This is a genomic window from Streptomyces sp. NPDC007929 (genome assembly GCF_042959065.1).
GTDB lineage: Bacteria > Actinomycetota > Actinomycetes > Streptomycetales > Streptomycetaceae > Streptomyces.
In genome coordinates, this window is record NZ_JBIBKD010000004.1 from 205,275 (window position 1) to 219,045 (window position 13,771).

General features: G+C 72.2%; 18 protein-coding genes. 16 read left to right on the plus strand and 2 right to left on the minus strand.

What is annotated here, in order from left to right:
* The first annotated feature begins 26 nt into the window (after nt 1–26).
* The gene (locus ACFZDE_RS14525; protein WP_391200080.1) at nt 27–587 is read left to right on the plus strand and encodes a GNAT family N-acetyltransferase; all 561 of its coding nucleotides are present in this window, start codon (nt 27–29) and stop codon (nt 585–587) included.
* Nucleotides 588–603: 16 nt separating this feature from the next.
* On the opposite strand, the gene ACFZDE_RS14530 is transcribed toward ACFZDE_RS14525, so the two are convergent.
* Entirely contained in the window at nt 604–951 is a 348-nt protein-coding gene (locus ACFZDE_RS14530; protein WP_184907755.1) for a VOC family protein, read from the minus strand.
* A gap of 48 nt (nt 952–999) precedes the next feature.
* On the opposite strand from ACFZDE_RS14530, the gene ACFZDE_RS14535 reads away from it, so the two are divergent.
* Together ACFZDE_RS14535 and ACFZDE_RS14540 are read left to right on the plus strand one after the other, a co-directional pair.
* Nucleotides 1,000–1,479 carry a phage holin family protein gene (locus ACFZDE_RS14535; RefSeq protein WP_391200081.1) on the plus strand — a complete coding sequence of 160 codons (480 nt, stop codon included), beginning with the start codon at nt 1,000–1,002 and terminating at the stop codon, nt 1,477–1,479.
* Nucleotides 1,480–1,485: 6 nt separating this feature from the next.
* The gene (locus ACFZDE_RS14540; protein ID WP_391200082.1) at nt 1,486–2,544 is read left to right on the plus strand and encodes an SDR family oxidoreductase; all 1,059 of its coding nucleotides are present in this window, start codon (nt 1,486–1,488) and stop codon (nt 2,542–2,544) included.
* 22 nt (nt 2,545–2,566) lie between these two features.
* Here ACFZDE_RS14540 and ACFZDE_RS14545 read toward each other — a convergent pair whose 3' ends face one another.
* Entirely contained in the window at nt 2,567–3,529 is a 963-nt protein-coding gene (locus ACFZDE_RS14545; protein WP_391200083.1) for a TIGR03557 family F420-dependent LLM class oxidoreductase, read from the minus strand.
* 170 nt (nt 3,530–3,699) lie between these two features.
* Between ACFZDE_RS14545 and ACFZDE_RS14550 the strand changes: the two genes are divergently transcribed.
* The 13 genes from ACFZDE_RS14550 (at nt 3,700) to ACFZDE_RS14610 (ending at nt 13,723) form a co-directional block, all read left to right on the plus strand.
* Nucleotides 3,700–5,568, plus strand: coding sequence for an FAD-dependent oxidoreductase (locus ACFZDE_RS14550; protein WP_391200084.1), 1,869 nt, complete (start codon nt 3,700–3,702; stop codon nt 5,566–5,568).
* Nucleotides 5,565–7,412: a transketolase gene (locus ACFZDE_RS14555; protein WP_390995364.1), complete on the plus strand. Its 1,848-nt coding sequence runs from the start codon at nt 5,565–5,567 to the stop codon at nt 7,410–7,412. The genes ACFZDE_RS14550 and ACFZDE_RS14555 overlap by 4 nt, the downstream gene beginning before the upstream one ends.
* A complete protein-coding gene (gene ligD / locus ACFZDE_RS14560; protein ID WP_391200085.1) occupies nt 7,409–8,338 on the plus strand; it encodes a non-homologous end-joining DNA ligase in 930 nt (309 codons plus the stop codon). The genes ACFZDE_RS14555 and ligD overlap by 4 nt, the downstream gene beginning before the upstream one ends.
* 93 nt (nt 8,339–8,431) lie before the next feature.
* A complete protein-coding gene (locus tag ACFZDE_RS14565; protein ID WP_390995369.1) occupies nt 8,432–8,803 on the plus strand; it encodes a gas vesicle protein GvpO in 372 nt (123 codons plus the stop codon).
* A gap of 46 nt (nt 8,804–8,849) precedes the next feature.
* Entirely contained in the window at nt 8,850–9,284 is a 435-nt protein-coding gene (locus ACFZDE_RS14570) for a gas vesicle protein GvpJ (protein WP_391200086.1), read from the plus strand.
* Entirely contained in the window at nt 9,281–10,054 is a 774-nt protein-coding gene (locus ACFZDE_RS14575; protein WP_391200087.1) for a GvpL/GvpF family gas vesicle protein, read from the plus strand. Before ACFZDE_RS14570 ends, ACFZDE_RS14575 begins: the two co-directional genes overlap by 4 nt.
* Before the next feature lie 4 nt (nt 10,055–10,058).
* Nucleotides 10,059–10,322, plus strand: coding sequence for a gas vesicle protein GvpG (locus ACFZDE_RS14580; protein WP_390995373.1), 264 nt, complete (start codon nt 10,059–10,061; stop codon nt 10,320–10,322).
* The gene (locus ACFZDE_RS14585) at nt 10,319–11,008 is read left to right on the plus strand and encodes a DNA primase (RefSeq protein ID WP_391200088.1); all 690 of its coding nucleotides are present in this window, start codon (nt 10,319–10,321) and stop codon (nt 11,006–11,008) included. Before ACFZDE_RS14580 ends, ACFZDE_RS14585 begins: the two co-directional genes overlap by 4 nt.
* Entirely contained in the window at nt 11,005–12,129 is a 1,125-nt protein-coding gene (locus ACFZDE_RS14590) for an SRPBCC family protein (protein WP_391200089.1), read from the plus strand. Before ACFZDE_RS14585 ends, ACFZDE_RS14590 begins: the two co-directional genes overlap by 4 nt.
* Nucleotides 12,126–12,464: a gas vesicle protein gene (locus ACFZDE_RS14595; protein ID WP_053673813.1), complete on the plus strand. Its 339-nt coding sequence runs from the start codon at nt 12,126–12,128 to the stop codon at nt 12,462–12,464. The genes ACFZDE_RS14590 and ACFZDE_RS14595 overlap by 4 nt, the downstream gene beginning before the upstream one ends.
* Complete coding sequence (locus tag ACFZDE_RS14600) at nt 12,461–13,216, plus strand: GvpL/GvpF family gas vesicle protein (RefSeq protein WP_390995381.1); 756 nt, start codon at nt 12,461–12,463, stop codon at nt 13,214–13,216. Before ACFZDE_RS14595 ends, ACFZDE_RS14600 begins: the two co-directional genes overlap by 4 nt.
* Before the next feature lie 16 nt (nt 13,217–13,232).
* Nucleotides 13,233–13,421: a gas vesicle protein gene (locus tag ACFZDE_RS14605; RefSeq protein WP_003994122.1), complete on the plus strand. Its 189-nt coding sequence runs from the start codon at nt 13,233–13,235 to the stop codon at nt 13,419–13,421.
* A 38-nt stretch (nt 13,422–13,459) separates the two neighbouring features.
* Nucleotides 13,460–13,723, plus strand: a complete 264-nt coding sequence (locus tag ACFZDE_RS14610; protein ID WP_030843810.1) for a gas vesicle protein K — start codon at nt 13,460–13,462, stop codon at nt 13,721–13,723.
* Nucleotides 13,724–13,771 lie beyond the last annotated feature (48 nt).

Genomic DNA, 13,771 nt, shown 5'->3' on the forward strand with positions numbered 1-13,771 from the left:
CCGGGCAGCGCGGTTACTGTGGCGGGGTGCCGCACCACGCATCCCGCCATCTCGCCGAAGGCCCCCGGGTGGGGATACGCCACTTCACCTACGAGGACGGTGCCGAGTTCACCGCCCGCGCCCGAGAGAGCAAGGCCCTGCACCAGCCGTGGCTCTTCCCGCCCACCACGACGCAGGCGTACACCGCCTACGCGGGCCGGCTGATCGAGGACCCGTCCAAGGCCGGGTTCCTGGTCTGCGACAAGAGCGACGGGTCCATCGGCGGGTTCATCAACATCAACAACATCGTCGAGGGCGGCTTCCAGTCCGGCGCACTGGGCTACGGGGCCTTCGCGCACGCCGCCGGGCGGGGGCTGATGCGCGAAGGCCTCGACCTCGTCGTGGGGTACGCGTTCGGTCCGCTGCGGCTGCACCGGCTGGAGATCAACGTCCAGCCGCAGAACGCCGCGTCGATCGCCCTGGCCCGCGCCTGCGGGTTCCGGCTGGAGGGCTTCTCGCCGAAGATGCTCTTCGTCGACGGGGCCTGGCGCGACCACGAACGCTGGGCGATCACCACCGAGATGATCACCCGATCGGGGCGGGCGTGAGCCCCGGCGGCGACACCTACGCCTGGCGGTCCACGTACTCGTAGACCGAGCCGTCCGGGTGCAGGGCGATCAGGTTGCGGCCCGCCGGTGAGGCGATCGGGCCCGCCACGATGTGCGCCCCCAGCTCGGTCAGCACCTTGTGGGTCTCCTCGACGTCCGTGACGGCGATCGTCGCGGCGACCTTGCGCAGCACCTCCAGCTCGGCCGGAGGACCGCTCATCAGCAGGAAGCAGCCGATCGCCGCCACCTGGACACCTCCCCGCTCGAAACGCTGGGCTCTGCCGCCCGCCAGCCGCTCGTAGAAGGGGATCGCGGTCTCGAGGTCGTCGACGCAGACGCGCAGTGTGGCACCCAGAATCTCCATGCCACCGAGCCTAGTTACGCGCAGGGGGGTGAGGGTACCCGGCCGGGCATGAAGCCGTTGGATCACCTGGAGCATCTGGACAAGCATCTCGTCGACGAACTGGCACAGGTGGCGCGCGAGACCGTGCGGGACGAACTGCGCGAGCAGACGCGGAGGCAGCGCCGCAAGGCCACGCTGTACGCCGCGTCCGGCGCGCTCGCCCTGTACGCGGGCGCGGCCCTCGCGCTCGCCGTGGGACTGGTTCTCGCCCTCGGCCTGCCCGACTGGGCGGCCGCGCTGATCACCGCCGTGATCCTGGGAGCGCTGGCCTACGTGCTGCGCGGCATGGCCCGGCCGTCCCGCCCGGCGGCCGACCACGTGACCGGCAGGGCGCCGGGCGGCGACGGCGCCCGGCAGGCCGCGGCCGGGGCGGTGGGCGGCATGCCCTACCCGCCCGTACCGCCGGCCCCGCCCGCCGGAGCGGACGTCCCCGGCCGCGTCCCCCCGCGGCCGACGGACGCCCCGGACGTGCCGCACCGCGGAGCGTGATGCCCGGTGCGCACGGCACGAACCCACCGCCAGCACGGCCGTGTGGTCGTGGTGACCGGAGCCAGCGGCGGCGTCGGACGGGCCACCGTCCGTGCCTTCGCCGCCCGCGGCGACCGGGTCGCCCTGCTCGCCCGCGGCCGTGAGGGACTCGCCGCGGCGGCCGACGATGTCGAACGCGCCGGGGGTGAGGCACTCGTCGTCCCCGTGGACGTCTCCGACGCCAAGGCCGTCGACGACGCCGCCCAGCAGGTCGTCGACGCGTACGGCCACATCGACGTCTGGGTCAACAACGCCTTCACCGGCGTGTTCGCTCCGTTCACGGACGTCGGCCCGGACGAGTTCCGGCGCGTCTCCGAAGTGACGTACCTGGGCTATGTGTTCGGCACCCGGGCAGCCCTGCGGCACATGCTGCCGCGGGACCGCGGCACGATCGTGCAGGTCGGATCCGCGCTCGCCTACCGGGGCATTCCGCTGCAGTCGGCGTACTGCGGCGCCAAGCACGCGATCCAGGGGTTCAACGAGTCGCTGCGCTGCGAGCTGTTGCACGCGCGCAGCGGGGTACGGACGACGATGGTGCAGCTGCCCGGCCTCAACACCCCGCAGTTCGACTGGGTGCTGAACCGGATGCCCGGGCGGGCGCGGCCGGTGGCGCCCGTGTACCAGCCGGAGGTCGCGGCCCGGGCGATCGTGCACGCGGCGTCGCACGCGCGGCGCCGGGAGTACTGGGTGGGCGGCTCCACCGCCGCCACGCTCCTCGCCAACGCCGTGATCCCCGGAGTGCTGGACCGCTACCTGGCCCGCACCAACGTCGAGGCCCAGCAGGAGGAGGGCCGGCCCGGGGGACCGGCGAACCTCTGGTCCCCCGCGGACGGCCCGCACGGGCGGGACTTCGGCGCGCACGGGCGCTTCGACGACGAGTCCACCGGCAGGAGCCCGCAGCAGTGGCTGTCCCGCAACCGCGGCCGGCTGGGCGCGGCCCTCATCGCGGGAGCGGGCGCCCTGGCGTTCCGCAGGTCTGCCAGGTCTGCCAGGTCTGGCGGGTCGGCCGGGGCGTCCCGCCGCTGAGGCGTCAAAGCGTCCGCCGGATTCAGAGCGCCTGCTGGAGCTGGGGCAGTACCTTCGTGCGGTAGAAGTCGAAGAAGCCGCGCAGGTCCGGGCCGATCTGGTTCACGTAGACCCGGTCGAACCCGGCGTCGGCGAACTGCTTCAGCTCCGCCACGTGCTCGTCCACGTCGTCGCCGCACACCCGGTTCCCGCGCACCATGTCCTCGGTGACCAACTGCTGCGCCTGCTCGAAGTGCTTGGGGGAGGGCAGCACCTGGCCGAGCTCACCCGGCAGCTGCTCGTTGGCCCAGAGCCGGTGGACGGTGCGTACGGCCTCGTCCTTGTCGGTGTCGTAGCAGACCTTGGTGCCGCCGCTGACGAGCTTTCCGCCGCCCCCGCCCTTGCGGTACTGCTCCACCATCGCCTCGTCCGGCGTCACGGTGATGTAGCCGTCGCCGACGCGGGAGGCGAGCTGTGTCGCGGCGGGGCCGAAGCCGGAGATGTCGATCGGGATCGGCTCGTCCGGGACGGTGTACAGCCGGGCGTTCTCGACCGTGTAGTGCGGACCGTGGTGGTTCACCTCCTCGCCGGTGAACAGCCGCCGCATCACCTGCACGGCCTCCTCCAGCATGTCCAGCCGGATGTGGGCCGGCGGCCAGTGGTCGCCCAGGATGTGCTCGTTGAGCGCCTCGCCGGAGCCGACGCCGAGCCGGAAGCGGTTGTCCGTCATCACCGCACTGGTCGCCGCGGCCTGCGCCACCACCGCCGGGTGCATCCGCACGGTGGGGCAGGTGACCGCGGTCTCGATCGGCAGGGACACCGCCTCGGACAGCGCGCCGATCACCGACCACACGAACGGGCTCTGGCCCTGCTCGTCGTTCCAGGGGTGGTAGTGGTCCGAGATCCACAGCGCCTGGAAACCGGCCTGCTCGGCCATCCGGGCCTGCTCGATCAGCTCGGCGGGTCCGTACTGCTCGCACGAGAGGAAGTAGCCGTATTCGGGCATGGGGGAGTGCCTCCGCGACGTCGGCGGTCCGTGTCGGGCACCGGGTACCCGGGCCCGCGGCCGGAAACCGGCGGGGGGCGGGTGAGCGGGCCCGGGCGACGTTTGGGTGCCCTGGCCAGGGGGACGCGGAAGGCTCCCGAGCCACGCGACAGCGCCGGAGGCGAGCGACCGTGAGTCGACCCCGCATCCTGATCGTCGGTGCCGGCTTCGCCGGGTACCGCACCGCCCGCACCCTGTCCCGCATCACCCGGGGCCGGGCCCACATCACCGTGCTGAACCCGACCGACTACTTCCTGTATCTGCCCCTGCTGCCCCAGGTTGCCGCCGGCGTCCTGGAGCCGCGCCGGGTCACCGTCTCCCTCTCGGACTCGCTGCCGGACGTCCGGCTGGTGCTGGGCGAGGCCGAGCGGATCGACCTCGACGACCGCACCCTGCACTACACCGGCCCGGAGGGCGAGGGCGGCACCCTCGCCTACGACCGGCTGGTGCTCGCCGCGGGCAGCGTCAACAAACTGCTTCCCATCCCCGGCGTCGCCGAACACGCGCACGGCTTCCGCGGTCTTCCCGAGGCGCTGTACCTGCGTGACCACGTGACCCGGCAGGTGGAGCTCGCGGCGGCCTCGGACGATCCCGGGACGTGCGCCGCGCGGTGCACCTTCGTCGTGGTCGGCGCGGGATACACCGGCACGGAGGTCGCCGCGCACGGGCAGATGTTCACCGACGCGCAGGTGCGCAGGCATCCGCTGCGGCGGGGCATGCGGCCGCGCTGGATGTTGCTGGACGTGGCGCCGCGGGTGCTGCCCGAGATGGACGAGAAGCTGTCCGCCACCGCCGACCGGGTGCTGCGGGAGCGGGGCGTGGACGTGCGCATGGGGACCTCGGTGAAGGAGGCCACGCACGACGGGGTCCTGCTGACCGACGGCGAGTTCGTCGAGAGCCGGACGCTGGTGTGGTGCGTGGGCGTACGCCCCGACCCGCTGGTCGAGTCCCTCGGGCTGCCCATGGAGAAGGGGCGGCTGCTGGTCGACCCGCATCTGCGGGTGCCGGGGCGGCCGGAGCTGTTCGCCTGCGGAGACGTGGCCGCGGTGCCCGACCTGGAGAACCCCGGGAGCTATACGCCGATGACCGCGCAGCACGCCTGGCGGCACGGCAAGGTCGCGGCGGAGAACGTCGCCGCGTCGCTCGGTCTCGGCGGGGCGCGCACGCCGTACCGCCACCGTGATCTGGGGTTCGTCGTCGACCTGGGCGGTGTGAAGGCCGCCGCCAACCCGCTCGGCGTGACCCTCTCCGGCGTACCGGCCGGCGCGGTGACCCGGGGCTACCACCTGGCCGCGATGCCCGGCAACCGCGTGCGGGTCGCCGCCGACTGGCTGCTGGATGCCGTACTGCCGCGCCAGGCCGTGCAGTTGGGGCTCGTACGGTCCTGGTCGGTGCCGCTGGACACGTCGTCGCCCGAGGTGGCCCGGGTGCCGGGCGGACCCGGACAGCGACAGGACGCCGGCGCCCGGTCCGGGCCGGGGGCGGCGCTCGCGGCCGACACCGGCGACGGGGGCACCGGCGCCGGAGGGCCGGGCGGGGCCCGGTCCCACGAAGAGCCCGCGAAGGGGCAGCCCGGATCCGGACCGCCGCAGGTACGGCCCGGATCCGGGGCCGCGGAGCCCCGTACCGAGTGGGAAACGGCCAAGGGCCGCCCGACCGCGGGCCGACCCGGCTCCGGGCCCGCACAGTGGCGCGCGGAGACCGAAACGGCGAAGGGCCGCCCGAGCCCGAGTCAGCCGGCCGGTGAGCCCGCGAACGACCGGCCCGGTGGCGAGCCCGCCAGGAATCCGCCGGGTGGGGAACCTGCCAGGAATCAGCCGGGTGGTGAACCTGCCAGGAATCAGCCGGGTGGCGAGCCCGCCGAGAACCAGCCCGAGGGCGCACCCGCCGAGAAGCAGACCGAGCCCCCGCCCGGCCACCCCGCCCCCGGCCCCGTCAAACGAACCGACGTCCCGGACGACCCCGACGACCCCGACGACTCCGCGAAAGGAGACTCATGAACACCGGTGAACTCACCGACCTCGGACAGCAGCTGCGGGTGGACAGTGTCCGCGCCGCCGCCGCGGCGGGCTCCGGGCACCCGACGTCCTCGATGTCCGCGGCCGACCTGATGGCCGTCCTGCTCGCGCACCACCTCCGCTACGACTTCGACCGCCCCGCCCACCCCGGCAACGACCGCCTCGTCCTCTCCAAGGGCCACGCCTCCCCGCTGCTGTACTCCGCGTACAAGGCGGCCGGCGCCATCGACGACGAAGAGCTGCTCACCTTCCGCAAGCTGGGCAGCCGCCTGGAAGGGCATCCCACCCCGCAGCGCCTGCCGTGGGTCGAGACGGCCACCGGCTCGCTCGGGCAGGGCCTGCCCGTCGGGGTCGGCATCGCGCTGGCCGGCAAGCGGCTCGATCGCACCGGCTACCGCACCTGGGTGCTGTGCGGCGACAGCGAACTGGCCGAGGGATCGGTCTGGGAGGCCGCCGAGCACGCCGGGTACGAGCACCTGGACAACCTCACCGTGATCGTCGACGTCAACCGGCTCGGCCAGCGCGGCCCCACCCGGCACGGCCACGACCTGGACGCCTACGCCCGCCGCTTCCAGGCCTTCGACTGGCACACCATCGAGGTCGACGGCCATGACGTGGACGCCGTCGACCGTGCCTTCGGTGAGGCCGCCTCCACCAAGGGCCAGCCGACCGCCATCCTCGCCCGCACCCTCAAGGGCAAGGGCGTCGAGGGTGTCCAGGACCGCGAGGGCCTGCACGGCAAGCCGCTGCCGGAGGCCGAGGAGGCCATCGCCGAACTCGGCGGCCCGCGCGACATCCGGGTCCAGGTGCAGGAGCCGCCCGCCGCCCGCATGCTGCACTCCGTCCACACCGGGAACTTCGAACTCCCCAAGTGGGACAAGGGCGAGGAGGTCGCCACCCGCAACGCCTTCGGCGAGGCGCTCGCCGCGCTCGGCACCGGCCGCGGCGACGTCGTCGCCCTGGACGGCGAGGTCGGCGACTCCACCCGCGCCGAGTTCTTCGCCAAGGAGCACCCCGACCGCTACTTCGAGTGCTACATTGCCGAGCAGCAGCTCGTCGCCTCGGCGGTCGGGCTCGCGTCCCGCGGCTGGGTGCCGTACGCCGCCACCTTCGCGGCGTTCCTGACCCGCGCGTACGATTTCATCCGGATGGCGTCCATCAGCGGCTCCGGCATCAATCTCGTCGGCTCCCACGCGGGCGTCGCCATCGGCCAGGACGGGCCCAGCCAGATGGGCCTTGAGGATCTGGCGATGATGCGGGCGGTGCACGGCTCGACCGTGCTGTACCCGTGCGACGCCAACCAGACCGCACGGCTCGTCGGCGCGATGGCCGGCCTGGAGGGCGTCCGCTATCTGCGCACCTCGCGCGGCGAGAGCCCGGTGATCTACACCCCCGGCGAGGAGTTCCCGGTCGGCGGCAGCAAGGTGCTGCGCTCCTCCGGCCGGGACCGGCTGACCCTCGTCGCCGCGGGCGTCACCGTGCACGAGGCACTCGCCGCCGCCGAGGCCCTGGAGCAGGAGGACATCGCGGTGCGGGTGATCGACCTGTACTCCGTGAAGCCCGTCGACCGGGCCACCCTGCGCCGGGCCGCCGAGGAGACCGGCTGCCTGGTGACCGTGGAGGACCACCACCCCGAGGGCGGCATCGGGGACGCGGTCCTCGACGCCTTCACCGACGGCCGCCCCGTACCGCGCCTGGTGCGGCTCGGCGTACGGAGCATGCCGGGCTCGGCGTCCCCCGAGGAGCAGCTGCGCGCCTCGGGCATCGACGCGGAGTCCATCGCGGCGGCCGGACGGCTGCTGGTCGAGGAGGCGGTCGTGCGGTGAGCGGCGGCGACGGCACGCGCCGGGTACGGGCCGGCCGCCGCACGGTGGAGGTGCACCGGCCGGACAAGGTGCTCTTCCCCATCGGCGGCGACGCAACGGAGTACACCAAGGCCGACCTGGTGGACTACTACCGGGCCGTCGCGCCGTTCATGCTGCCGCACCTGCGCGGCCGGCCGCTGATGCTGGAGCGGCACCCGGACGGTATCGACGGCCCGACGTTCATGCAGAAGAACACCCCGGACCACTACCCGGAGTGGATCGAGCGCGTCGAGGTGGCCAAGGAGGGCGGCACCGTCCGGCACACCGTCTGCGACGACACCGCCACCCTCCTCTACCTGGCCGACCAGGCGAGCATCACCCTGCACCGCTGGCTGTCCCGCTCCGACAGCGTCGACCACCCCGATCGGCTGGTCTTCGACCTCGACCCCTCGGGTGACGACTTCGAGACCGTACGCGAGGCCGCCCGGCTGCTCGGGGAGCTGCTCGACGAGCTTCGGCTGCCCTCGGCGCTGATGACCACCGGCTCGCGCGGACTGCACGTCATCGTGCCGCTGGGCGGCCGGCACGACTTCGACGAGGTGCGTGCCTTCGCCCGGGACGTCGCCGGCACCCTCGCCGACGCCCACCCCGACCGGCTCACCACCGCCGCCCGAAAGAAGGACCGCGGCGACCGGCTCTACCTCGACATCCAGCGCAACGCCTATGCCCAGACCGCCGTCGCGCCCTACACGGTCCGGCCCCGCCCGGGCGCCCCCGTGGCCACCCCCATCGGCTGGGACCGGCTGGACGACCCGGAGCTGCACGCCCGCCGCTGGACCGTCGCCGACGCCGTCGAGCAGGCCCGCACCAACCCCTGGTCAGGGCTGCTGAGCCGGGGCCGGGCGCTGGGACCGGCCCGGCGGCGGCTGAACGCCCTGCGCGGCTGAGACCTCACCGGCGATCTCCCGGTGCGTGGCAGATGCATGGTCCCGCGGAGGTTTGGCGAACAGTCTTGCGGCCACACGGAGGGGGAGGTGGCCATGTCGAACACAAAAAACACGCAAGAGTCACAGGATTCACAGGAGTCCCAGAACTCCCGGAAGTCGAGCACAACGGACGACAAGCGGACGGCCCGCAGCCGGCCGAGCCCGATGGAGGTGCTGCGTCAGGCGCGCGGCCAGCTCGCGGAGCTCACCGGCATGGAAGCCGAGTCCGTGTCGTCCTTCGAGCAGACGGAGGAGGGCTGGGCGCTGGAGGTCGAGGTCCTCGAACTCGAGCGCGTGCCCGACACGATGAGCCTGATGGCGAGCTACCAGGTGGAGCTCGACGCAGAGGGGCAGCTCACGGGGTACCGGCGCGTCCGCCGCTATGAACGCGGGCGGTCCGACGCGCGCAGGTCCGGCGGCCGTTAGGCCGCCCGACCCGACCCGCACCCACACACGAGGAGGAACATCCGGCATGACTGTCGTACCGGCACAGCAGACCGGCGGCGGAGGCGGCAGCAGCGGTCTCTACGACGTGCTCGAACTCGTCCTGGACAGGGGGCTCGTCATCGACGCATTCGTGCGAGTCTCCCTGGTCGGCATCGAGATCCTGAAGATCGACGTACGGGTCGTCGTCGCCAGCGTCGACACCTATCTGCGCTTCGCCGAGGCGTGCAACCGCCTCGACCTCGAGGCCGGGCCGCGCAAGGACCCGGGCCTGCCCGACCTGGTCGGGGAGATGACCGAGTCCGGCGCGCGCGGCAAGTCCAAGGGGGCGCTGTCCGGCGCCGCCGAGACCATATCCGACGCCTTCAAGCAGGCGCGTGACGACGGCTCCGAGCGTCAGGGCGAGTCCCGTCCGCGCACCCGCAAGAGCACGTCGTCCCGTCGTAAGGAGGAGCAGGAGTGAGCACCTACGTCTACGGCATCGCTGCGAGCTCGCACCCCTCTCTGCCCGAGGGCATGGGCGGCGTCGGCGACCCGCCCCGCGAGGTGCGCATCCTGCGGGAGGGCGACCTGGCGGCCGTCGTCAGCGAGGCGCCCGAGGGGCTGCGGCCCAAGCGCAAGGACCTGCTCGCCCACCAGAACGTGCTCAGCGAGGCGGGCGCGGCCGGCTGCGTGCTGCCCATGCGGTTCGGCAGCGTCGCCCCGGACGACAACTCCATCACCGCGGTGCTGGCCGAGCGGGCCGACCACTACAAGGAGCGGCTGCGGGCCCTGGACAACCGGGTCGAGTACAACGTCAAGGCCAATCACGTCGAAGAGGCCGTGCTGCACCAGGTGATGGCCGAGAGCCCCGACATCCGCGGGCTCGCCGAGGCCAACCGGCAGTCGGGCGGCGGCAGTTACGACGACAAGATCCGCCTCGGCGAGCTGGTCGCGGCCGCGGTCAAGGCCAAGGAGGCCGACGACGGCGCGGCGGTACGGCGTGCACTGGAACCGGCCGCCGACGACGTGAGCGAGGGCCCCGAGTCCACGGGCTGGCTGGCGAACGTGTCGTTCCTGGTGGACCGGGAGACGGCCGAGTCGTTCCTGGCCGCGGTCGAGCGGCTGCGCAAGGACATGCCGCACCTGGAGGTGCGGGTCAACGGTCCGCTGCCGCCGTACAGCTTCGTCGAGCCCGGCCCGGCCGAGCCCGCGGGCACCGTGGCGAGCGGCACGGAGACCGGATCGGGGTGAGGACATGGGCCTGATCTCGGAGGTGCTGCTGCTGCCGCTCGCACCGGCTCGCGGCAGCGCCTGGGCCATCAGACAGGTACTCCAGGAGGCCGAACGGATCTACTACGACCCCGCGACGGTACGGGCCGAACTGGGTCGCCTGGAAGAGCGGCTGGAGGCCGGGGAGATCACGGAGGAGGAATTCGACCGCCTTGAGGACGACCTTCTCGACCGGCTGGAGATTGCTTCGCGCAGGAGCGCGGGAACGGGCGACGGGACGACACGATGAACCGAATGGGACTGGGCCTCGCGGTGGGGGCCGGATATCTCCTGGGGCGTACCAAGAAGCTGAAGATGGCCGTGGCCGTCGGAGGCCTGGTCGCCGGGAAGAAGCTGAACCTGAGCCCGCGGATGGTCGCGGAGCTGCTCCAGCAGCAGCTGCGGAACAACCCGCAGTTCAAGGAGATCGGGGACCAGCTGCGCGAGGATCTGCGCGGCGTGGGCAAGGCGGCCTCCGGTGCCATGGTCGAGCGTCAGCTGGACGCCCTGTCCGACCGGCTGCACGGCCGCACCACCCAGATGCGCGAGCAGCTGACCGGCGCGGTGCCCGGCGGTCGCGAGGACGCGGACGCGGACTCCGAGTACGAGGACGAGGAGCCCGAGGAGGACGAGCCGGAGGACTCCGCGGACCACGAGGACGAGGAGCCCGAGGACTCCGCGGACCACGAGGACAAGGAGCCGGAGGACGACGAGTCCGGGCCGGCGGCGAAGAAGGCCCCGGCGAAGCGGCCGTCCGCGAAGAAGGCCGCGAAGAAGGCTCCGGCCAAGAAGGCCCCCGCGAAGAAGGCCGCCGCCAAGAAGGCCCCCGCGAAGAAGACGGCGGCGAAGAAGACGTCGGCCGCCAGGAAGACGACGTCCGGGAGCAGGGGCGGCAGCGCCCGGTCCCGGCTGCCGAAGGGAGGCGGTGAGGGATGAGCGACACGCTCGGCTCGGCGAAGTCCGCCGCCAACGGAGCGGCGAAGAACCCGCTCACCGACCTGGCCCACAGCGAGGCCGCAGACCGGCTCAAGGCCGAGTTGCAGGAGTACCTCGCGGCCCAGGCCACCCGCATGCTGACCGGTGTCGGCCGCAAGCTCGGCGAGACCACCGGCAAGCTGAACGACATCGCCGAGGGCAACAGCCCCGGCTTCGCCAAGCTCGCCCTCGACGGCGGTCGCAAGGTCGCCGAGGGCAAGGGGCCGCTGCGCTCCGCCCTGGAGATGGGCGGCTCGCATCTCAAGGACAAGGTCACGGGTGCCGTCAAGGGCCTGGGCGGCAAGGGCAAAGGCAAGGGCAAGGGCCGTTCCGGCAACAAGCCCACCGTCATCATCGAGCACATCGACGTCGGCGTGCCGCTGCGCACCGCCTACGACCAGTGGACCAAGTACCAGGACTTCAGCACCTTCGCGAAGGGCGTCAAGAGCGCGAGCCGCGACGACGACACCCACTCCGACTGGCAGGCGAAGATCTGGTGGTCCAACCGCAGCTGGAAGGCGAAGACGACCGAGCAGCTCCCGGACGACCGCATCGCCTGGACCTCCGAGGGCGCCAAGGGCACCACGAAGGGCGTCGTCTCCTTCCACCGGCTCACCGACAACCTGACCCGCGTCCTGCTGGTCATCGAGTACTACCCCTCCGGGTTCTTCGAGAAGACCGGCAACATCTGGCGCGCCCAGGGCCGCCGGGCCCGGCTCGACCTCAAGAACTTCGTCCGCTTCATCACGATCAAGGGCGAGGCGGAGGACGGCTGGCGCGGGGAGATCCGCGACGGCGAGGTCGTCCGCAGCCACGAGGACGCGCTCGCCGAGGAGGAGTCCGAGGACTCGGAGGAATCCGAGGAGTCCGGGGAGGAGCGCCCCGAGGACGAGTACGACGAGGACGAGTACGACGAGGAGGAGCCCCAGGAGGGCGAGGAGCCCGAAGGCGAGTACGACGACGACGCCGAGGACGAGTACGACGAGGAGGAAGAGCCCGAGGAGGAGCCCGAGGGCGAATACGACGAGGACGAGGAGTACGAGGACGAGGATGAGGAAGTCGAGGCGGGGAGCCGGCGATGACGACGCCCAGCAGGATGCCCGAGCCCTACGGTCAGGGAAGCAGTGCCAACCTCGCCGACATCCTTGAACGGGTGCTGGACAAGGGCATCGTGATCGCGGGCGACATCCGGATCAACCTGCTCGACATCGAACTCCTCACCATCAAACTCCGTTTGATCGTCGCCTCGGTCGACAAGGCGAAGGAGATGGGCATCGACTGGTGGGAGACCGACCCGGCCCTGAGCTCGCGTGCCCGCCGGGACGAACTGACCCGTGAGAACGCCGAGTTGCGCGAAAGGCTGGCCCGGCTGGAGGAACTGGAGCCCGGCCGCGCGGAGAAGAAGGAGGCCCCGTGACCGGACTGCGGTACGTCTACGCCGTCTGCCGCCCCTTCGGAACCCCGCTCCAGGCCCAGTTGACGGGTGTGGCGGGCGACCCGCCCAGGGCGCTGACTCACCACGGCCTGGTGGCCGTGGTGAGTCACGTGCCGGAGCGGGACTTCGCCCAGGAGCCGCTCCGGGCCCATCTGGAGGACCTGGACTGGCTCACCGAGACCGCCCGCGCCCACCAGGGCGTGATCGACGCGCTCACCACCGTCACGACCCCGCTGCCGTTGCGGCTCGGCACCGTCTTCCACGACGACAGCGGCGTACGGACCATGATCGAGGCCCGCGAGCAGGACTTCCTCAGCACCCTCGACCGGCTGGAGGGCCGGGTCGAGTGGGGTGTGAAGGTGTACGCGGAGTCCGAACCGCAGGAGAGCGCCGGGCCCGCGCAGAAGCCCGCGTCGGGCCGGGACTATCTGCGGCAGCGGCGTATGCAGACCAGGTCCCACGAGGAGATGTGGCAGAAGGCCGAGGCCTTCTCGACCCGGCTGCACGAGGAGCTCGCCGCGTTCGCGGAGGACGCCCGGACGCATCCGCCGCAGAACCCCGCGCTGTCCAAGGCGACCGGGCGGAACGTACTGAACGCCGCCTACCTCGTGCCGCGCGCGCATTCCGAGGAGTTCGTGGAACTCGTCGACCGCACGAAGGGTGAGGTGCCCGGCATGCGCATCGAACTCACCGGCCCCTGGGCGGCCTACTCGTTCGCCGGGGAGGCCACATGAACAGCGGGGTGAATCCGTGACCGTAGTGGAACGCCGTGAGGTCGCCCTCGTGGACCTGCTGGACCGGCTGCTCGCCGGCGGCGTCGTGATCACGGGGGACATCACCCTGCGCATCGCCGACGTCGACCTCGTCCGTATCGACCTCAACGCGCTGATCAGCTCGGTGAACGCCCAGGTGCCGTCACCGTTCGAGGAGCTGCTGTGACCACCCCCGACGACCATCCCCGGCCGCGCCGTACCCACATGGACCTGGAGCCCGACACGGTCGAGCGCGATCTGGTCAAGCTCGTGCTGACGGTGGTGGAGCTGCTGCGCCAGCTCATGGAGCGCCAGGCGCTGCGCCGCTTCGACGTGGGGGACCTGAGCGAGGAGCAGGAGGAGCGGATCGGGCTCACGCTGATGCTGCTCGACGAGCGGATGACGGAGCTGCGCGACCGCTACGGACTGCGCCCCGAGGACCTCAACCTGGACCTCGGGCCGCTCGGACCGCTGCTTCCGAGGGACTGACTCCAGGCGCGGCGCCCCGGGCCCTGACCGGCCCGGGGCGCCGCGCGC